This window comes from Tannerella serpentiformis (assembly GCF_003033925.1).
Lineage (GTDB): Bacteria > Bacteroidota > Bacteroidia > Bacteroidales > Tannerellaceae > Tannerella > Tannerella serpentiformis.
In genome coordinates this window covers 1,270,775-1,291,803 of the sequence record NZ_CP028365.1, presented here as the reverse complement: position 1 = coordinate 1,291,803, position 21,029 = coordinate 1,270,775, and the positions used below count along the sequence as shown (strand labels likewise).

16 protein-coding genes and 1 tRNA gene are annotated in these 21,029 nt (G+C 54.9%); 10 read left to right on the top strand and 7 right to left on the bottom strand.

What is annotated here, in order from left to right:
- Positions 1-2: 2 nt before the first annotated feature.
- Positions 3-1,016, bottom strand: a complete 1,014-nt coding sequence (gene pta, locus C7123_RS05210; protein WP_069176021.1) for a phosphate acetyltransferase — start codon at positions 1,014-1,016, stop codon at positions 3-5.
- A 259-nt stretch (positions 1,017-1,275) separates the two neighbouring features.
- Here pta and C7123_RS05205 point away from each other — a divergent pair, with 259 nt between their 5' ends.
- Complete coding sequence (locus C7123_RS05205; protein ID WP_069176020.1) at positions 1,276-3,519, top strand: nitric-oxide reductase large subunit; 2,244 nt, start codon at positions 1,276-1,278, stop codon at positions 3,517-3,519.
- A 102-nt stretch (positions 3,520-3,621) separates the two neighbouring features.
- Here C7123_RS05205 and C7123_RS05200 read toward each other — a convergent pair whose 3' ends face one another.
- From C7123_RS05200 to C7123_RS05180, 5 genes are all read right to left on the bottom strand, one after another.
- Positions 3,622-4,194 (bottom strand): hypothetical protein, encoded by a 573-nt coding sequence (locus C7123_RS05200; protein WP_069176019.1) that lies wholly within the window; start codon positions 4,192-4,194, stop codon positions 3,622-3,624.
- A 483-nt stretch (positions 4,195-4,677) separates the two neighbouring features.
- Positions 4,678-4,751, bottom strand: a tRNA-His gene (locus tag C7123_RS05195).
- Between the two features lie 76 nt (positions 4,752-4,827).
- On the bottom strand, positions 4,828-5,733 hold the full coding sequence (gene folD, locus C7123_RS05190; protein WP_037998846.1) for a bifunctional methylenetetrahydrofolate dehydrogenase/methenyltetrahydrofolate cyclohydrolase FolD: 906 nt from the start codon (positions 5,731-5,733) through the stop codon (positions 4,828-4,830).
- A gap of 29 nt (positions 5,734-5,762) precedes the next feature.
- Positions 5,763-7,091 (bottom strand): signal recognition particle protein, encoded by a 1,329-nt coding sequence (ffh, locus tag C7123_RS05185; RefSeq protein ID WP_037980962.1) that lies wholly within the window; start codon positions 7,089-7,091, stop codon positions 5,763-5,765.
- On the bottom strand, positions 7,084-7,347 hold the full coding sequence (locus tag C7123_RS05180; RefSeq protein ID WP_159049841.1) for a hypothetical protein: 264 nt from the start codon (positions 7,345-7,347) through the stop codon (positions 7,084-7,086). Before C7123_RS05180 ends, ffh begins: the two co-directional genes overlap by 8 nt.
- Before the next feature lie 602 nt (positions 7,348-7,949).
- On the opposite strand from C7123_RS05180, the gene C7123_RS05175 reads away from it, so the two are divergent.
- The 9 genes from C7123_RS05175 (at position 7,950) to C7123_RS12880 (ending at position 16,860) form a co-directional block, all read left to right on the top strand.
- Positions 7,950-8,216: a hypothetical protein gene (locus C7123_RS05175; protein WP_038010704.1), complete on the top strand. Its 267-nt coding sequence runs from the start codon at positions 7,950-7,952 to the stop codon at positions 8,214-8,216.
- 137 nt (positions 8,217-8,353) lie between these two features.
- Positions 8,354-9,340: an ROK family protein gene (locus C7123_RS05170; RefSeq protein WP_107490602.1), complete on the top strand. Its 987-nt coding sequence runs from the start codon at positions 8,354-8,356 to the stop codon at positions 9,338-9,340.
- Positions 9,341-9,490: 150 nt separating this feature from the next.
- Positions 9,491-11,545, top strand: coding sequence for a dipeptidyl-peptidase 3 family protein (locus C7123_RS05165; protein WP_037980956.1), 2,055 nt, complete (start codon positions 9,491-9,493; stop codon positions 11,543-11,545).
- 35 nt (positions 11,546-11,580) lie between these two features.
- Positions 11,581-12,084, top strand: a complete 504-nt coding sequence (locus C7123_RS05160; protein ID WP_037980954.1) for a Fur family transcriptional regulator — start codon at positions 11,581-11,583, stop codon at positions 12,082-12,084.
- Between the two features lie 332 nt (positions 12,085-12,416).
- On the top strand, positions 12,417-13,682 hold the full coding sequence (locus C7123_RS05155; protein WP_038000949.1) for an adenylosuccinate synthase: 1,266 nt from the start codon (positions 12,417-12,419) through the stop codon (positions 13,680-13,682).
- A 165-nt stretch (positions 13,683-13,847) separates the two neighbouring features.
- Positions 13,848-14,549 (top strand): zinc metallopeptidase, encoded by a 702-nt coding sequence (locus C7123_RS05150; RefSeq protein ID WP_069176017.1) that lies wholly within the window; start codon positions 13,848-13,850, stop codon positions 14,547-14,549.
- 1 nt (position 14,550) lies between these two features.
- The gene (gene hisS / locus C7123_RS05145) at positions 14,551-15,924 is read left to right on the top strand and encodes a histidine--tRNA ligase (RefSeq protein ID WP_069176016.1); all 1,374 of its coding nucleotides are present in this window, start codon (positions 14,551-14,553) and stop codon (positions 15,922-15,924) included.
- A 413-nt stretch (positions 15,925-16,337) separates the two neighbouring features.
- Positions 16,338-16,460 (top strand): hypothetical protein, encoded by a 123-nt coding sequence (locus C7123_RS13455; RefSeq protein WP_257791030.1) that lies wholly within the window; start codon positions 16,338-16,340, stop codon positions 16,458-16,460.
- Between the two features lie 49 nt (positions 16,461-16,509).
- Positions 16,510-16,860, top strand: a complete 351-nt coding sequence (locus tag C7123_RS12880; protein WP_159049840.1) for a hypothetical protein — start codon at positions 16,510-16,512, stop codon at positions 16,858-16,860.
- Between the two features lie 905 nt (positions 16,861-17,765).
- Here C7123_RS12880 and carB read toward each other — a convergent pair.
- Entirely contained in the window at positions 17,766-21,011 is a 3,246-nt protein-coding gene (carB, locus tag C7123_RS05135) for a carbamoyl-phosphate synthase (glutamine-hydrolyzing) large subunit (protein ID WP_069176014.1), read from the bottom strand.
- Between the last annotated feature and the right edge of the window lie 18 nt (positions 21,012-21,029).

The following is a 21,029-nucleotide window of genomic DNA, read 5'->3' as shown; positions in this document are numbered from 1 at the left end:
GTCTATTTCTGGTTCTTTAATGCGATGGCTTGGTTGCAGGCGATGGCCACCATGCGATAGATGTCGTCCACGGAGCAGCCGCGCGAGAGGTCGTTGACCGGCGCTGCCATGCCCTGCAAGATCGGGCCGACGGCCTCGGCGCCACCCAGACGCTGCACGAGCTTATAGCCGATGTTGCCAGCCTCGAGCGACGGGAAGACGAGCACGTCAGCATGTCCGGCCACCGTGCTGCCCGGCGCCTTGAGCGCCGCCACACGCTCCACGAGCGCGGCGTCGAGCTGCATTTCTCCGTCCACTTGCAGCGTCGGATCCAGCTCACGTGCCAGGCGTGTAGCCTCGGCCACCTTGTCCACGCGCTCGTGTGAGGCGCTTCCCTTGGTCGAGAAGCTCAGCATAGCCACGCGCGGCTCGGTGCCTAACATGGCACGCGCTGTAGCGGCCGACGAGACGGCGATCTGTGCCAGCTCCGCAGCGGTCGGGTCGGGCAATACGGCACAGTCGGCGAAGATCAGTATGCCCTCGCGGCCGTACGATGGATCCTTGACGAACATCAGGAAGGCGCCCGATACGCACGAGATGCCCTTCGTCGTCTTGATAATCTGCAACGCCGGACGGAGCACATTGCCCGTCGTGTTGCGTGCCCCAGCGATCTCACCGTCGGCATCGCCCGCCTTGATCATCAGGCAGGCCAGGTAGAGCGGATCCTCCACCAGTTCGGCGGCCTTCTCTGGGGTCATGCCCTTGGCCCGACGCAGGTCGAGCAACAGGTCGGCGTAGGCCTGCTTCTTCTCGTGGTTCTTGGGGTCGAGCAGACGTGCCCCGTTGATGTGCTTCAGTCCGAGTCGGTCGGCCTCTTTACGGATGTCGTTAGGCTCACCGATCAGGATAATGTCGGCCACTCCGTCGGCTACGAGCCTATCGGCGGCCACCAATGTGCGCTCTTCCGTGCCTTCGGGCAGGACGATGCGCTGCTTGTTCGCTTTTGCGCGATCTACGATACTTTGAATCAAATTCATGGTTCCGTGAATTATATGAATGATGAATATGTGGATATATCTGGAATCTTGCCACGTGATGCTGTTTCCTTCGCAACAAAAGTACAAAGATCTGTCAATGGCAAAGGCTCCGAAAGGATCCTTGTCAGTACGGGGCACCCCTCTCCTTCGGGCTTCCCTCCTGGCTATTCATCGGAGAGGGGGGTGTTGCAAAGGTTACTTTTTACAGCATCCGCTTTACAGACCTTTGCGGCCGAACTACTTGTAATCAATAGAAATTATGACAGCGAAAAGATTGTGGATGTGGCTTGGGGCTACAGTGGCAGCCTCATTCCTGGTGCTGATCATATTCGGTGTGGAAATCTACCGAACAGCACCTCCGTTCCCCACTAAGATCGTGGTGAGCGACGGCGAAGTCCTCTACGAAGGACAAGACATTAAGGACGGCCAGAACGTTTGGCAGTCCATGGGCGGGCAAACCGTCGGCAGCATCTGGGGGCATGGTGCTTACATCGCCCCCGACTGGAACGCCGACTACCTGCATCGAGAGACCGAAATGCTTCTGGACCTTTTTGCCCAGAAGGACGGCAAGACCTACAAAGACCTCCCCGAGGACGAGCAGGCTAAATACCTCGTACAGCTACGCAAAGAGCTCCGTACGAACACCTACGATGCTGCTTCGGGCGTGATCACCTTCTCACCCGAACGCGCTCAGGTGGCTCGGGCCTTGGCGGATTATTACACGAAGCTCTTTATGGAGGACCCCTCGATGGATCATGTCCGTAAGAGCTACGCCATCCCGAAGGGCGCCATCAAGGACCCTGCGCGCATGGCACAGATGAACGCCTTCTTTACCTGGACCACGTGGGTGTGCAGCACCAACCGTCCGGGGAGTGATGTGACCTACACCAACAACTGGCCCTATGAGCCGGTGATAGGCAATAAGCCGTCGACCTCGCTACAGATGTGGTCCGGGTTTAGCGTGCTGATGCTGCTCTTTGGCGTCGGACTTTTGGTCTACTATCACGCCAGCAATAAGGAAAAGGAAGAGAACGATCGCCTGCCCGCCTCCGACCCCATGCGAGGCCTGAAGCCGACGCCGTCGATGCGGGCTACACTGAAATACATCTGGATCGTGTCGCTCCTTATCCTCGTGCAAATGGTAGCCGGAGTCATCACGGCGCATTATGGCGTAGAGGGAGGCGGATTCTTCGGCCTGCCGCTCGACCTGATTCTGCCTCAGGCCATCTCGCGCAGTTGGCACGTGCAGCTGGCCATCTTCTGGATTGCCACCTCATGGCTCGCTACGGGACTCTATATCGCCCCCGCTGTGTCGGGCCAAGAACCCAAATACCAACGCTTGGGAGTGAATGTGCTCTTCATCGCCTTGCTCATCGTCGTCCTTGGTTCGCTGGCCGGACAGTGGTTTGGCGTCATGCAAAAGCTGGGGCTGGTCGAGAACTTCTACTTCGGTCATCAGGGTTATGAATACCTGGAGCTGGGCCGCTTCTGGCAGGCACTCCTGCTCGTGGGCCTCTTCCTCTGGCTCTTCCTCATGGTTCGCGCCCTGCTGCCTGCGCTCCGTCGGCGCGATGAGAGTCGCCACCTGCTTGTGCTCTTCGTCCTGGCCTCGATCGCCATCGCAGGCTTCTATGGCGCAGGACTGATGTACGGCCGTCAGACACACATGGCCATCGCTGAATACTGGCGCTGGTGGGTTGTGCACCTCTGGGTGGAAGGCTTCTTTGAAGTCTTTGCCACCGTCGTGGCCGCCTTCCTCTTCTCCCGGATGGGACTGTTACGCCTGAAGGTCGCCAGCGTCTCGGTGCTTTTCTCGACCATCATCTTCTTGGCCGGTGGCATCCTTGGCACCTTCCATCACCTCTATTTCAGCGCCACGCCCACAGCCGTTCTGGCCTTAGGCGCCACCTTCAGTGCGCTGGAGATCGTCCCCCTGGTGCTCATCGGCTATGAGGCCTATCACAACTATAGCCTCTCTCGCTCCACACCCTGGATCAAGGCCTACAAGTGGCCCATCTATTACTTCATCGCCATGTGCTTTTGGAACTTCTTGGGCGCTGGCATCTTTGGTTTCGCCATCAATCCGCCCATTGCGTTGTATTACATCCAAGGCCTGAACACGACGGCTGTACACGGACACGCTGCGCTCTTTGGCGTATATGGCATTCTCGGCATCGGCTTGATCCTCTTCGTCCTCCGCGGGCTTTATCCTGACCGGGAGTGGAACGACAAGCTGCTCGGATGGTCCTTCTGGCTCATCAACATCGGCCTCTTGGTGATGCTCGTCGGGAGCTTGCTGCCCATCGGCATTTTGCAGGCCGTGGAATCTATCCAGAACGGCTACTGGTCAGCGCGCTCCATGGAGTTCATGCAGACAGACACGATGCAGGCCATTCGTTGGCTGCGTGTGCCGGGCGACTCCCTGCTGGCCATAGGCGAGCTGTTGCTGGTCTACTTTATTATCGGTTTACACACGGGCTGGTCGCTTAAAGGAAAGCGATAAGCAAAAACGATCTGCCCATCCGCCCTCCGGAGGGGTTACGGGTCAGATCGCGATCAACAAACATTCAACTATCTAGAAAGGTCTTGGCGGAAGTCCATCCCGTCAGGGCCTTTCGCCTTTTCTCGTGGTGCCCTTGCAGAACTTCTGCAAGGACGCTTTTCCCCATTTTGGTGTTTGCAGAACTTCTGCAAAAGCGCTTTTCTCCATTTTGGCCTTTGCAGAACTTCTGCAAGAGCGCTTTTCCCCATTTTGGCGTTTGCAGAACTCCTGCAAGCGCCCTTTTCTCCATTTTGGTGTTTGCAGAACTCCTGCAAGGATGCTTTTCTCCATTTTGGTGTTTGCAGAACTTCTGCAAGGACGCTTTTCCCCATTTTGACGTTTGCAGAACTTCTGCAAGGGCGCTTTTCTCCATTTTGGTGTTTGCAGAACTTCTGCAAGAGCGCTTTTCTCCATTTTGGCGTTTGCAGCATTCCTGCAAAGACCAAAAAGTTTTTCGCGGCGTTTGCAGCATTCCTGCAGAGGCCAAAAAGTTTTTCGTGGCATTTGCAGCGTTCCTGCAGAGTCCAAAAAGTTTTTCGCGGCGTTTGCAGCGTTCCTGCAGAGACCAAAAAGTTTTTCGTGGCGTTTGCAGCATTCCTGCAGAGGCCAAAAAGTTTTTCGTGGCATTTGCAGCATTCCTGCAGAGGCTAAAAAGTTTTTCGAGGCATTTGCAGCATTCCTGCAGAGGCCAAAAAGTTTTTCGTGGCGTTTGCAGCATTCCTGCAGAGGCCAAAAAGTTTTCCGAGAGACTTGCGGGACTCCCGCAAACGCCAAAAAGTTTTTCGAGACACTTGCGGGACTCCCGCAAACACCAAAAAGTTCTTCGAGACACTTGCGGGGCTTCCGCAAACGCCAAAAAGTTTCTCGAGAGACTTGCGGGGCTTCCGCAAACGCCAAAGCATTTCCCGTGGGACTTGCGGGACTCCCGCAAACGCCAAAGCATTTCCCGTGGGACTTGCGGGACTCCCGCAAAGACCTCTTGCTTGACAGTGGATAAAAAGAAAGCCTGCCGAAGGAAGACTTCGACAGGCTTAAACTGTAGATAACCTCTTCATCGCCCTATAGGTGGCGATGGGGGGAAGAGGTCTAAATCAAAATGAGAAATTAAAAAACGAGGAGGGTGAAAGATGGGACTCGAACCCACGACCCTCGGAACCACAATCCGATGCTCTAACCAACTGAGCCACTCTCACCATAAAGACGCATTCCCTTTCGGAATGCGCCGCAAAGATATACCAGTTTTCACACTGGCAAAGCCTGCCCGGGGAATTATTCCTCTTTGCCGAACACGGCTTTCGTGCCAGCCAAAAGCGTGTTGCGCATCAGCGAGATGATAGTCATCGGCCCTACGCCGCCAGGCACGGGCGTGATGTAGCTGCACTTCGGAGCCACCTCATGGAAGGCTACGTCGCCCATCAGTCGGTAACCGCTCTTGGTCACACTGCTCGGTACGCGGGTCGTACCGACGTCGATCACTACGGCGCCTTCTTTCACCATGTCGCCTTTGAGGAACTCCGGCACACCCAGCGCTGCGATGATGATGTCCGCACTGAGGCACATCTCGCGCAGGTTTTCCGACCGACTGTGGCAGACCGTCACGGTGCAGTCACCCGGATTCTCCTTCTGCATCATCAGCATCGCCATCGGTTTGCCGACAATGTTGCTGCGGCCCAGGATGACGCAATGCTTGCCCTTCGTCGGGATCTCGTAGTGGCGTAGCAACTCGATAATGCCCGCGGGTGTGGCCGGTTTGAAGCATGGCAGGCCGATGGACATGCGCCCGACGTTGATCGGGTGGAAGCCGTCCACGTCCTTGCGGTAGTCGATGGCCTCGATCACGCGCTGCGAAGAGATGTGCTTCGGCAGCGGCATTTGTACGATCAGCCCGTCCACATCGTCGTCAGCGTTCAGTTCGTTCACCTTGTCGAGCAGGGCCTGCTCCGTCACGTCGTCCTCGAAGCGAATGAGCGACGAGCGCAGCCCGATCTCTTCGCAATTCCTCACCTTATTGGCCACATAGGCTTCGCTACCTCCGTCGTGACCCACCAGTATGGCCACGAGGTGCGGCGCCTTCCGTCCGTCCTGCTTGATCTTTTCTACTTCAGCAGCCAATTCCTTTTTGATCTGCTCTGCCACGGCTTTGCCGTCGATCAGTTGATAGCTGTGCTCTTCCATCCTTCTATACCTATTATATATGTGTCTGTTTATTTCCTGCGGAACGGTGCAGCCATGCGGCTGCTCGGCTTTGCGGTGGTGATCATGCGCATCATCTTGCGCGTCTCGTCGAATTGCTTGATGAGCTTGTTTACGTCTTGCACCGACGTGCCACTGCCCGAGGCGATCCGTTGGCGCCGCGAACCGTTCAGGATCGAGGGGTTTGTGCGCTCCTCGGGCGTCATAGAGTAGATGATCGCTTCGATGCCCTTGAACGCGTTCTCGTCGATGTCGATATTCTTCAGCGCCTTGCCTACGCCGGGGATCATCGCGGCCAAGTCTTTGAGGTTACCCATGCGCTTGATCTGCTGGATCTGCCCGAGGAAGTCGTTGAAGTCGAACTGGTTCTTGGCCAGCTTCTTCTGCAAGCGCCGCGCCTCGGCTTCGTCATACTGTTCCTGTGCGCGCTCCACGAGTGAGACCACGTCGCCCATGCCGAGGATACGGTCGGCCATACGTTCGGGATGGAACACATCGAGCGCCTCCATCTTTTCGCCCGTGCCGATGAACTTGATGGGCTTGTCGACCACCGTGCGGATCGAGAGCGCCGCACCACCACGCGTATCGCCATCGAGCTTCGTGAGCACCACGCCTGAAAAGTCGAGCCGATCGTTGAACTCCTTGGCCGTATTCACCGCGTCCTGGCCCGTCATGGAGTCGACCACGAAGAGCGTTTCGTCCGGGTTGATAGCCTGCTTAATGGCGGCGATCTCTTGCATCATCTGCTCGTCGACGGCCAGACGGCCGGCCGTATCGATGATCACCAAGTCACGCCCCGTGCGCCGTGCCTCTGCAATGGCATGCTCGGCGATCTCCACCGGGTTCTTGTTCTCCCGCTCGGAATACACGGGCACGCCAAGCTGCTCGCCTAAGACATGCAGCTGATCGATGGCCGCCGGACGGTACACGTCGCACGCAGCCAGCAGCGGCTTCTTGCCCTTCTTGCTGCGCAGCATGCCGGCCAGCTTACCCGAGAAGGTCGTCTTACCCGAGCCCTGCAAGCCCGCCATAAGGATGACGGCCGGTTGCCCCTTCAGCTCCAGCTCTGAGGCCGAGGCGCCCATGAGCGTAGCCAGTTCGTCGTGCACGATCTTCACCATCACCTGGTTCGGCTTGAGCGCCGTGAGCACATTCTGGCCCATGGCCTTGGTCTTCACCGTGTCGGTGAACTGTTTGGCCACCTTATAGTTTACGTCGGCGTCAAGCAGCGCGCGTCGCACATCCTTGAGTGTCTCCGCCACGTTCAGTTCCGTGATCTTCCCTTCGCCCTTCAGCAGCTTGAATGAGCGTTCTAATCTGTCGCTTAAGTTTTCAAACATAATTCCGTGTTGTCTTTATGCGCGCAAAAGTAGGACGCCCGAAAACCTCGCGCAAACGGCCTCCCCAACTTCCCCCATCCCCCGAAAACACGTTCGTCGGCCATTGCGCCCCCTCCGAAAGTCCTAAAAAACGAGTCGCCAGCCTTACCATGCCCCAAGGCTCTTCTGTTTTGATCATAAACGGCAAGTAAAAATGGATTTGCATGCTGTTTTCTCTATAGATAGGCATACTAAATACATAGATTATGTCGTCCATCATATATACAGTATGTCAAAAAACCTATAATCTATATTTGGATCATATACATGGACTATAAATCTATATAGATGCTGTATATGATCTAATCTGTATATAGAAAAGATGAATGATCCTGTTCTTTTTATGGATGATATATATATATGCTTTATAATATGATTAGGATGCAAACAGTGACGTCAATCTGTTTGTAGATGCTGTCTATGATCAGAACAGCATATAAAAGTTTTTGGATACTATGTTTAGGATCAAAACAGGAGAGGTATAGGCCATGAGAAAGCCTCCAGAAGGTCTTTCGAGAGATGGAGGAGGGAAGACAAGGCCGTCGAGTGGGCTTAAAGGGGATGAGAGGCAGAAGTAAAGCCCGTCGGACGGGAAAATGGGGTCGAAAGCAGGCGGAAGAAGCGAAACGACGGAGGCGCACCGGAAAGGATGTTAAGGCGAAAGGCCGATGGATCATGGACGGGGCTCCAAAAAAGGCAAAATGGAGGGCGTTTCGGACAAATAAGATTAATCGGGCAGTGTGCGTGACGAAAATGAGGAGCAAAATGGCATTCCTTTGCCCCACGATTTCAAGTCTTATTAATCAACACATCAAAGAAATGAAGAGAGTGATTTTGAGCGCAGCCATCGCAGCTGCCATGACGTTCGGCGTAGCCCTTTCGGCCAGCGCACAGGACGTGAAGAAAGAAGGTCAGCAGACGGAGCAGAAGAGCTGCTGCAGCAAGGATAAGGACAAGAAGCATTGCGACAAGGCCGGCAAGAAGGACTGCAAGGCAGCCGACAAAAAGAGCTGCTGCAAGGACAAGAAAGACGGCAAGCAGTGCAACAAGGCTAAGAAGGAAGAGGCTAAGAAGGAAGTGCAGTAATCACTGCCCCCCTCCACCCGGAAGGCTTTCATAGGTAAACTTGGAAGATCCCGGCGCGAAAGCGTCGGGATCTTTTTTCGTCTGTATCTTTGGCCCACACAATCAAATAAGTATCACACATAAAAACAGATAGATCTATGGATAAGCCGTATGTGATTGGGATAGATATCGGCGGAACGAACTCCGTCTTTGGGGTCGTCGATACGCGAGGCAATGTGCTGTATAACGGTTCGATTAAGACCGGGAAATACGAAGACGTGAACGACTATGTCCGTGCGCTGGGCGAAGGGCTACAGGCCGTGATTCGATCGGCTGGCGGACGGGACAAGATCAAGGGTATCGGCGTGGGCGCGCCGAATGGGAACTACTTCAATGGCTGCATCGAGTTTGCGGCCAACCTGCCGTGGAAGGGCAAGGTGCCGCTGGCACAGCTCATCAGCGACCGTACGGGGGGCATCCCCGTGACGCTCACGAACGACGCCAATGCAGCGGCCATCGGCGAGATGACCTACGGCGCAGCGCGTGGTCTGAAAGACTTTATCGTCATTACGCTCGGCACGGGCGTGGGGAGTGGCATCGTCTGCGGCGGCAATCTGGTGTATGGCCACGATGGCTTCGCGGGTGAGCTGGGCCATACCACGGTGCGACGTGAGAACGGTCGGCTCTGCGGCTGCGGTCGCCACGGCTGCCTCGAGACCTACGCCTCGGCCACGGATGTGGCCCGTACAGCGCGCGAGCTGTTGACGATGCGCACGGACGCCAGTCTGCTGCGGGCGCTGGAGCCGGACAAGATCACGTCGAAGGACGTCTTCGACGCGGCCGTTCAGGGCGACAAGCTGTCGATCGAGATCTTCGACATCACGGGTGAGATCCTGGGTGAAGCATTTGCCAACTTTGTAGCCTTCTCCAGTCCGGAGGCTATCATCCTGTTCGGCGGGTTGTCCAAAGCGGGCGACCTGATCATGGAGCCGGTGAAGCGATCGATGGAGGCACATATGCTGAAGGTATTCCAAGGCAAGACGCGCCTCTTGTTCTCGCAGCTCAAGGAGAGCGACGCAGCCGTGTTGGGCGCCAGTGCGCTGGGCTGGGAAGCGAAGGACGAGCCGATGGATGCCTTAGTCTGATTCTGGGCTACGGCATACCTATATATGATAGGCCCATCAGCAAGTAGGGGGCGGCCGTCAGCCAAAGGCGTTCGCTCCCTTTCTTTGGGCCTTGACAGAGACCCCTTACTGCCTTTTATCCGATTCGAAACGACATAGACATCAATCACAATGAGAAAGTCTGCTTTACTTCTTATGACTACATCACTACTTACGGTCGGCGCACACGTGGCGACGGCTGCAAACGACGAGCATCCGAAGATCGATTACACGGTGGATCGCTTCGCCGACATTGAAATCTTGCGCTACGAGGTGCCCGGCTTCGAAGAGCTATCGCTGCAGCAGAAGCAGTTGCTCTATCACCTCTCTGAAGCCGCCCTGATGGGGCGTGATATAATCTTCGATCAGAACTGCCGCTATAATCTGGCCATTCGGCGAGCGCTGGAGGCTATCTACCGGGAATATCGGGGCGATCGGGGCGATGCACAATTCAAAGCCCTGGAGACATACCTCAAGCGCGTATGGCTCGCTAACGGCATTCATCATCATTACGGCGAGGACAAGTTCGAGCCCGCCGGATTCACCGCAGATTACTTCGCGAAGTGCATTCGCAGCCTCGATCCGAAGCATGTACCCGTGCGCAAGGGCCAGACGGTGGACGCTTGGCTCAAGGAGATTACGCCCGTCATCTTCGATCCGAAGGTGATGCCAAAGCGCACGGTGCAAAGTGGCAGCGGCGACCTCTTGCTGGCGTCGGCCAATAACTATTATGAGGGCGGCGTGACGCAGCAGGAGGCCGAGGCATTCTATGCCGCGATGCGTACACCGAACGACTCCACCGCACCTTCCTACGGCCTGAACAGCCGGCTGAGTAAGTCGGCCGATGGCAAGCTCACAGAGAAGGTGTGGAAGGTCGGCGGGCTGTACACTGAGGCCATCGAACATATTGTGGACGAGCTCCAGAAGGCGGAGCAGTTTGCCGAGAATGCGGCGCAGCGAGCCGTGATCGAGAAGCTCGTCGAGTTTTATCGCACAGGTGATCTGAAGACATTCGACGCTTACGCCATCCTTTGGGTGAAGGATACCGCCTCGGAGGTGGACTTCGTGAACGGATTCACGGAGTCATACGGCGATCCGCTCGGAATGAAGGCCAGCTGGGAGGCGATAGCCAACTTCATCAATCGCAAGGCGACCAAACGCACGCGGATAATCAGCGACAACGCGCAATGGTTCGAAGACAATGCGCCGATGGATCCCCGCTTCCGCAAGAAGAAGGTGAAGGGTATCACGGCCAAAGTGATTACCGTCGCCATGCTGGGCGGAGACTGCTACCCGACTACTCCGATCGGTATCAACTTGCCGAACGCGGACTGGATCCGTAAGGATCATGGCTCGAAGTCGGTCACCATTGAGAATATCACCGAGGCTTACGACAAGGCGTCTCTCGGCAACGGTTTTCGCGAGGAATTCGTTTGGAACGACGCAGAGCACGCGCGAATCGATAAGTATGGCTTCATCACCGACAACTTGCACACCGATCTTCACGAGTGCTTGGGTCACGCCTCGGGGCAACTGCTCGAGGGTACCGATCCCAATGCGCTGGGTGCCTACAGTTCGACGTTGGAAGAGGCGCGGGCAGACATCTTCGCTCTCTACTACCTGGCCGATCCTAAGTTGATCGAGCTCGGACTGTTGAGTGATCCCGAAGCGTACAAGGCGGAGTATTACAAATACATCATGAATGGGCTGATGACACAGCTGGTGCGCATTCAACCGGGTAATGACATTGAGGAAGCGCACATGCGAAACCGTCAGCTGATTGCTCGGTGGGTGTACGAAAAGGGTCGTGCGGACCATGTCGTGGACTTTGCGAAGCGTGACGGAAAGACGTTTGTCGTTGTGAACGATTACGGCAAATTGCGTGGGCTGTTTGCGGAGCTTTTGGCTGAGCTGCAGCGAATCAAGAGCGAAGGTGATTTTGAGGCAGGTCGGAAGTTGGTGGAAGACTACGGCGTGAAGGTGGACCGTGCCCTGCACGAGGAGGTTCTCGCGCGCTATGCCCGACTCAATCTGGCGCCTTACAAGGGTTTCGTAAACCCGGTGATGAAGCCTATCCGTGACGCTCAGGGCAAGGTGACCGACGTTACGCTTGACTACTCCGAGGACTACGCGGATCAGATGATGCGTTACAGTCGGGAATACTCCTACCTCCCGACTTACAATTAACTCCTTCTTTTCCCTATCCCTTACGACGTCCGAATATGGATAACGCCGTCGATACCTATGCCTTCGAACCGGCCAAAGAGTCGTTCGCTCGCTTTCTCACTGAGCGCGGCATGAGGAAGACGACGGAACGCTTCACGATCCTGGAGCACATTTGCCGGATAAGAGGACATTTTGACGTGGAAATGCTACTCCGTCAGCTCGACGAAGCGCATTTTCATGTCAGTCGGGCATCCATCTACAACACGCTTGAGCTGCTGATGGATGCCCGTATCGTGGTCCGACACCAGTTCTCATCCCAACTTGTGCAATATGAGCTACAGGCGGCGGCCGCCACTCACCATCATGCCATCTGTAGCTATTGCGGTGCCGTCCAGGAGGTGAAGGACGATAGACTGACGCGCGAGCTGGCTCACCGGCGGATTCCCAAATTTACCTACGACTGCCATTCGCTTTACATCTACGGTATGTGCTCCAAATGCAAATTCCGAATGCGTATGAGTCAGCGAAAGGCGGCCGAGGCTGCGAAGGGGAAGCGGTGACTCCGGATGATTCCCCAAAGGGATCGATGAGTGGAATCAATGGCTCCGGGCGAATCTCCGCATGAACTGCGAAGGGGAAGCGGTGACTCCGGATGATCCCCCAAAGGGATCGATGAGTGGAATCAATGGCTCCGGATGAATCTCGGCATGAACTGCGGCGGGGAAGCGAAGACTCCGGATGATCCTCGAAAAGAATCAATGAGCGGAATCAATGGCCCCGGATGATCCCCGAAATGAATGACGAAGGTGAATCAATGACCTCTGGCGATCCCCGAAATGAACGACGAAGGGGTTGCAATGACTTAGGATAATCCCAAAAATGAATGAATCAGATGAAAGTAGACGTTTTATTAGGCCTCCAATGGGGCGACGAAGGCAAAGGCAAAGTGGTCGACGTATTGACGCCGAAGTACGATGCGGTAGCGCGGTTCCAAGGGGGACCCAACGCAGGACATACGCTTGAGTTTGGCGGAGAGCGATACATACTCCGCTCCATTCCCTCTGGCATATTCCAGGGTGGGAAGACAAACATAATTGGCAACGGGGTGGTAATCGATCCGCTTCTCTTTAAGGAGGAAGCCGAAGCGTTGGCCAATCACGGGCACAACTTGAAGCAGCAACTGATGATCTCGAAGAAAGCCCATTTGATCATGCCAACCCATCGGATACTCGATTTGGCTAACGAGGCCGCTAAGGGATCGGGAAAAATAGGTACGACGGGCAAAGGCATTGGCCCAACGTATACCGATAAGATTAGCCGGAACGGACTCCGGGTAGGCGACCTATTGGAAAACTTCGACGAGAAGTATTCCGCCGCCAAACGCCGACACGAAAACATGCTTCGGGCGATGAACTTCGAGTACAACTTGATTGACCTCGAGCGTCCGTGGCTCGAAGCCCTGGACTATTTGAAGGGCTTCCGACTTGTGGACAGCGAGCACGAGGTGAACGCGATGCTCCGCGAGGGTCGCTCGGTGCTTGCCGAGGGTGCGCAGGGTACGATGTTGGACATCGATTTCGGTTCCTATCCCTTCGTCACTTCCTCAAATACAATCTGCGCCGGATGCTGCACAGGCCTGGGAGTCTCGCCGCGAAATATTGGCGAAGTGTACGGCATCTTCAAAGCCTATTGCACACGCGTGGGCAGTGGGCCCTTCCCTACGGAGTTGCACGATGAAACGGGGGAGGCTATGTGCGAGCGCGGACACGAGTTCGGATCGGTTACGGGGCGCCGTCGCCGATGCGGGTGGATTGACCTCGTGGCTTTGCGTTACGCTGTGATGATCGACGGCGTAACCCAACTGATCATGATGAAGAGTGACGTCCTGGATACCTTTAACGTCATCAAGGCTTGTGTGGCCTATCGCGTGGACGGGGTGGAGACGGATCGCTTCCCCTTTGACCTTTCAAAGGCCGAACCCATATACGCGGAGCTGCCCGGATGGCGTACCGATATGTCAAGGATGAAGAGCGAAGACGAATTTCCCGAGGAGTTCAACGCCTATTTGACTTTCCTCGAGGATGAGCTGGGCGTACCCATTAAGATCGTCTCAGTCGGCCCCGATCGCGAGCAGACTATCATCCGCTACAACGAGTAGGCCGTCTGGCATTCTTTTTGCCTTCAACCGCACGGGCTGAAGGACAAAAAGCATAGTCCTCCGGAAGCTCGGAGACGTCACGAAGCGCCTCCATCCTCCGTGAGGACTATTATTTTGCCTCGACGATTCCCCAAACAAAGTATTATCACCTATCCCCTACAACCAATGATTACCTCTTCAACGGCCCTTTACTGGGGCATTTTTATCGGCATAGCCGCGCTGAGCTGGCTGGTGTCAAGTCGCTTAAAAAGCAAGTTCGAAAAGTATTCTCAGGTGCCCTTGCCCGGAGGCCTGACGGGACGCGAAGTGGCCGAGCGTATGCTTCGCCAGAATGGCATCGAAGACGTGCGGGTCACGTCCGTGGCTGGGCATCTGACGGATCACTACGATCCCGCAAAGAAGACGGTCAACCTCAGCGACTCCGTCTATGCCAGCAACAGCATCGCCGCCGCTGCGGTGGCTGCCCATGAATGCGGACACGCCGTCCAACACGCTTGCGCCTACGCTCCGCTTAAGCTCCGCTCAAGGCTGGTTCCCATAGTCAGCTTCTCATCGAATATCGTCCAGTGGGTCTTACTGGCTGGCATGTTGCTCATCAAAACCTTTCCGCAACTCATGTTGATAGGCATTGTGATGTTCGCATTGACCACACTATTTAGTTTTATCACCCTCCCGGTCGAGATAGATGCCAGTCGGCGCGCCTTAGCCTGGTTGAAGACCTCCGGACTAACCTCTCGGGAAACCGATAGCATGGCCCGCGACGCTCTGCAGTCGGCCGCATATACTTATGTCGTGGCAGCCCTTGGCTCATTGGCTACCCTCCTTTATTACATTCTCATATTCACCTCAGGCAGCAGAAGAGATTAGCATGGCACAGAAACCTTCCATCCCGAAAGGGACTCGCGATTTTACGCCCGTGGAGATGTCCCGGCGCAACTACATATTCGAAACCATACGTCAGGTTTACCACCTCTACGGCTACCGGCAGATCGAAACGCCCGCCATGGAGCAACTATCCACCCTCATGGGTAAGTATGGCGAAGAGGGCGACAAACTGCTGTTCAAAATTCTAAACTCGGGCGACTTTCTCTCGGCTATCACCGACGACGACTGGAAGGAAAAAAGCCTTCCGAAGGTCTCGGCCAGGATCTCCGAGAAAGGCCTTCGATACGATCTTACGGTACCCTTTGCTCGATTCGTAGTCCAACACCGATCCGAATTGACCTTCCCCTTCAAGCGTTACCAGATACAACCCGTTTGGCGTGCCGATCGCCCGCAGCGGGGCCGATACCGCGAGTTCTTCCAATGCGATGCGGACGTAGTCGGTAGTGACTCGCTGCTTTGCGAGGTGGAACTCATCCAGATCATGGACGAGGTCTTCCGACGTCTGGGCATCAATGTGGTGATCAAGATGAATAACCGCAAGATTCTTGCCGGCATAGCCGAAGTGATCGGGGAGGCCGAACGGATCGTCGATATCACTGTGGCGATCGACAAGTTAGACAAGATCGGACGCGAGGGAGTAATCGCCGAGCTTCGGACAAAGGGCATCAGCGATTCGGCCATCGATCGCCTGCAGCCGGTGATAGACCTTCGAGGTTCCAATCGGGAAAAGATGGCGGCCCTGCGTAGCGTATTGGAAGGCTCGGAGATAGGCATCCGCGGCGTGGAGGAGACGGAATACATTCTGGATCACATAGAGCCGCTGCCGCTGAAGGCCCACTTAGAGACCGAGCTCACACTGGCGCGCGGCCTCAATTACTACACCGGAGCCATTTTCGAAGTCAAGGCCCTCGATGCGGAGATCGGAAGCATCACGGGCGGCGGTCGGTACGACAACTTGACAGGCGTCTTCGGTATGGCCGGCCTTTCCGGCGTCGGGATCTCATTCGGCGCAGATCGCATTTACGATGTCCTGAACCAGCTCGATCTCTATCCCGAAGACACGTTGCGAACCACCCAGCTGCTCTTTGTGCACTTCGGCGAGCGTGAGGCCAACTACCTCCTGCCGCTGATAGCCCGCGTGCGCGCTGCCGGCATTCGTGCGGAGCTTTACCCCGACGCGGCGAAGATGAAAAAGCAACTCGGCTATGCCGACGCAAACGCAATTCCCTTCGTGGCCCTTGTCGGCGAAGACGAGATGTCCACCGGACGCATTCAGCTCAAGGACATGCGCAGCGGCGAGCAACGCGCCGTCACCCTCGACGAGCTTATCGCCGCCCTTAGCGAAAGCCATAACTAACCTCTATACCCCATCCCCCCAGCCGGATACCAGCCGAGCGTCGTCTCGAGCCGGTATCCGGCTTTTTTTGTGCCCGCCCCCACCAATCCCTGCGGACAATCACCAACATCCCATGAAACCACGCAGCAATCCATACACCCATCCAGACATACTCCGCGAAGGCCCAAAAAATTCTCTGTATCCATTCGGCCACTCCCTATGAAGGCCCAAACAACCCTCTACGCCCATTCAGACGAACTCTATGAAGGCCAAAACAATCCTCTGCGCCCATTCAGACGACTGGAGGGCAATCATCGCCTTGATCTTCTTTTGCTTCCTTTTCTTCTATCAAGAGAAGAAAAGGAAGTCGGGGCACGGGGGCGAAGCCCCCGCGAAAGCTCCAACGAACCTCCTACGCCAATCAAACGCATCCCATGAAGGCCAAAACAACTCCCTACGCCTATCCGGCCAACTTGAAGGCGATCATCGCCTTGATCTTCTTTTGCTTCCTTTTCTTCTATCAAGAGAAGAAAAGGAAGTCGGGGCGCGGGGGCTAAGCCCCTGTGAAAGCCCCAACGAACCACCTACGCCTACCAGGCGCACCCCATGAAGGTCGAAACAACTCCCTACGCCTATTCAGACGAACCCTATGAAGGTCCAAACAACTTTCCGCGCCCATTCGGCAAACTTGATGGCGATCATCGCCTTGATCTTCTTTTGCTTCCTTTTCTTCCATCAAGGGAAGAAAAGGAAGTCAGGACGCGGGGGCGAAGCCCCCGCGAAAGCCCTAATGAACCTCCTACACCTACCAGACGCACCCCGCGAAAGTCCCAACAACCCTCTGCGCCTATTCAGACGAACCCTATGAAGGTCCAAACAATTTTCCGCGCCCATCCGGACGACTTGATGGCGATCATCGCCTTGATCCTCTTGCCATTCATCTTCACTCATCGATAAGAGAAACAAAATGCGGTGTGTATATCCGGACTCTCCGCCTAAGGTTCAGCAAGTTATTATCGCCTATTCAGCGGACAAAATGAAGCTCAAAATGAATCTCGATTTTGCTTCACAGACACTCCGGGAAGCAAAATCGTAATTCATTTTGGCGACTTCGGACACTCAGTGAAGCAAAATCGGAATTCATTTTGGGCTTTCGGACACTCCGGGAAGCGAAATCGAGATTCATTTTGGCCTTCCGGAGTACCCAAAATGCGAAATCGCAATTCATTTTTGGCTTCCCGGATACTCCGAAAGCGAAATCGTAATTCATTTTTCGCTTCACTGAGTGTCCGGAGACGCAAATCGTAATTCATTTTTCGCTTCCCGGACACTCTGAAAGCAAAATCGGAATTCATTTTTTGCTTCCGGAGTACTCGGAAGTCAAAATCGAGATTCGTTTTTCGCTTTGCATAGTGCCTGGGGATCGAAATTGAGATTCGTTTTTGGTTTCGCGGAGTGTCCGGAGATTGAGACAGAAAGTTGTTTTTGGCTTCGTGGAATGTCCGAGGTAACGAAACGGAATCTGTTTTTTGATTCACGAAGTGTCCGGAGATTGAGATAGAGAGTTGTTTTTGGCTTCGTGGAATGTCCGAGGTAATGAAACGAAATCAGTTTTTTGATTCGTGGAGTGTCCGGAGATTGAGATAGAGAGTTGTTTTCGGTTTCGTGGAATGGGCGGGATAGCCCATTGGAATCTCTTTTTGCTTTCCTGCAGCCGCCATGATAGCCCAACCATTCTCCGACGGGCAATCGCCCGCATCTATCGATTACGCACACAGACACAAAAAAGCCGAGCACGCGGGGAGGTGATCCTCCGCATGCTCGGCCACGACCTACTCGGCCCTACCGGCGATAGGTCTTCGTTAACGGTATTCCTGCCAGCTCTTGATCGGTATATCCTTCTCGCCTAAGTTGCAGACAGCTCGGATGAATGCGCCTGCCAGTCGGGCATTTGTGATCAGCGGTATATTGTGGTCGATAGCTGCCCTCCGAATCTTATATCCGTTTGTCAACTCACGCCGGCTTTGATTCTTTGGAATGTTGATGACTAAGTCGAAGGCATGGCGACTAAACATATCAAGTATGTTCAGCCCTCCGTCACGCTCATCGGGCCAGCACACAGGTGTCACTTCCACTCCGTTGTCGCGTAGGAAAGCCGCAGTGCCTTGCGTGGCGTATATCGTGTAGCCTCGCTCACAGAGCATCCGACAGGGTTCTAGCAACTCCACCTTGCTCTTAGCTCCTCCCGAAGAAACCATAATGCTACGCGTGGGTATGGTGTTACCCACAGCGACCATCGCGGCGAGAAGCGCCTCGTCAAAGTCATCACCAATACAACCTACTTCGCCCGTAGAACTCATGTCTACACCCAGCACGGGGTCTGCATTTGACAAACGCCCGAATGAGAATTGTGAGGCTTTGACACCTATCCAGTCAATGTCGAACTCCGTCTTGTTGGGTGGCGTAAACGGTGCGTCGAGCATGATGCGCGTGGCGGTATCGATAAAGTTTTGCCGCAGCACTTTGCTGACAAACGGGAAACTGCGTGAGGCTCGCAGATTACATTCGATCACCTTCACGTCATTGTTCTTCGCCAAGTACTGTATGTTGAAAGGCCCGCTGATGTTAAGTTCTCGGGCGATCTTGCGGCTAATCTTCTTGATCCGGCGAACGGTCTCGAAGTATAGTTTCTGCGGTGGGAAGACCAGGGTGGCATCACCTGAATGAATGCCGGCGTATTCGATGTGCTCAGAGATAGCGTACTCGACGATCTCTCCGTGACGCGCTACGGCATCGAACTCGATCTCCTTCACGTCTTGCAGGAACTCTGACACGACGACGGGATACTCCTTTGATACGCGTGCGGCTACGCCGAGGAATTCGATTAGCTGATCCTTGTTGTAGCACACATTCATGGCTGCTCCACTCAACACATAGGAGGGCCGAATGAGAACCGGGAAGCCTACGCGATGGATGAAGTCATCGATTTCGTCCATGCTCGTGAGCTCTGCCCAACGTGGCTGGTCTATTCCGAGAGTATCGAGCATGGCGGAGAATTTATGGCGGTTCTCTGCGCGGTCGATCGATACGGGCGAGGTTCCGAGAATCGGAACTTGCCTCCGGTAGAGCTTCATGGCCAGGTTATTCGGAATCTGTCCGCCGACGGATACAATGACACCGCGCGGTTGCTCCAAATCAACAATGTCAAGGACTCGCTCCAGTGAGAGCTCATCGAAATAGAGTCGGTCGCAGATGTCGTAGTCGGTAGAGACTGTCTCCGGATTGTAGTTGATCATAATGGATTTGTAGCCCAGACTGCGTGCGGTGCGCACGGCATTAACCGAACACCAGTCGAACTCGACGGACGATCCAATGCGGTAGGCTCCCGAACCGAGGACAATCACACTCTTATCGTTCTTATAGAATGGAATGTCGTGCTCATCTCCTGTCGCAGAGTCGCCAGAGGGTGCTCCGTAGGTGAGGTAGAGGTAATTCGTGAGTTCTGCGCGATCGGAGGCGACAGTGTCTATGCGTCGCACGGCCGGCAATATACCATGTCGCTTACGCAAGGCACGCACGCGGAGATTTTCGCGCTCCATGTTACCCTCAGGGTGCTCCGTGTAACGCGCTATTTGGAAGTCAGAGAAACCGAGTCGCTTAGCCTCGCGGAGTACGTCGGCCGGAAGGTCCTCGATCTTCTTATACTGTCCGAGTACGTGGGTATAATCGACGATATTCTTCAGTCGCTCCAGGAACCAGGGGTTGATCTTCGTCAGCTCATAGATGTGCTCGATCGTGTATCCCTTCTCTAAGGCCTGAGCTACGGCAAAAATGCGCAGGTCAGTCGGATTCTCCAGTTCGCTATCCAGGTCTTCGAATTCCAGATTGTTATTACCCACAAATCCATGCATGCCCTGTCCGATCATTCGTAGACCCTTCTGCATGATCTCTTCGAAAGATCGGCCGATAGACATGATCTCTCCTACTGACTTCATGCTGGATCCGATTTGGCGGCTTACGCCAGCAAATTTCGTGAGGTCCCAACGGGGAATCTTGGCGATCAGATAGTCCACTTGTGGGGCTACGGCGGCTGATCCGGTCGTTCCCGGCTCACCGATCTCATCGAGCGCGTAGCCGATGGCCAATTTGGCAGCGACGAAAGCCAGCGGATAGCCGCTTGCCTTGGATGCAAGGGCCGAGGAGCGACTCAATCGGGCGTTGACCTCAATGATGCGATAGTCACCAGTGTCAGAATTGTATGCGTATTGGATATTGCATTCGCCGATGATGCCTAAATGGCGCACGGTACGGACGGATAATTCTTGAAGCTGAGTGAGTTCGTCCTCGCGCAGCGAACATGTCGGGGCGACCACAATACTTTCGCCCGTGTGTACACCAAGCGGATCGACATTTTCCATGCTCACCACGGTAAAACACCGATCTGTCCGGTCACGGATCACTTCAAATTCGATTTCTTTCCAACCTTTCAGCGATTCTTCCACAAGAATTTGCGGGGCGAAGGCAAACGCACTCTCAGCCAGTGCCCGCAGTTCGCTTTCTGTCTTACAAATACCGCTACCAAGTCCTCCCAGAGCGTAAGCCGAGCGTACCATGACGGGATAACCGATCTGCTCGGCCGCGGTGATGGCATCGCTCATCGTTTCGACGGCCTGACTGACGGGCGTCTTGAGATCCACCTCGCGCAGTTTGCGTACGAAGAGGTCGCGATCCTCTGTATTCATGATGGCTTCTACCGAGGTACCCAGCACTTGGACACCGTAACGTTCCAGCGTGCCCTCGTTGTAGAGTTTGATGCCACAATTGAGAGCTGTTTGTCCGCCGAAGGCCAGCAGGATACCATCTGGACGTTCCTTAGCAATGACTTGCTCGACAAAATAGGGCGTTACCGGAAGGAAATATACGCTGTCGGCCACGCCTTCAGAGGTCTGAATGGTGGCGATGTTAGGATTGATCAGCACGGATTTGATTCCATCCTGTCGGAGAGCCTTCAGTGCTTGCGAGCCGGAGTAGTCAAACTCGCCGGCTTGCCCAATCTTCAGCGCACCGGATCCAAGCACAAGGACTTTGTGGATATTGTTCTTTGACATATGCGTAAAAATGTTCTT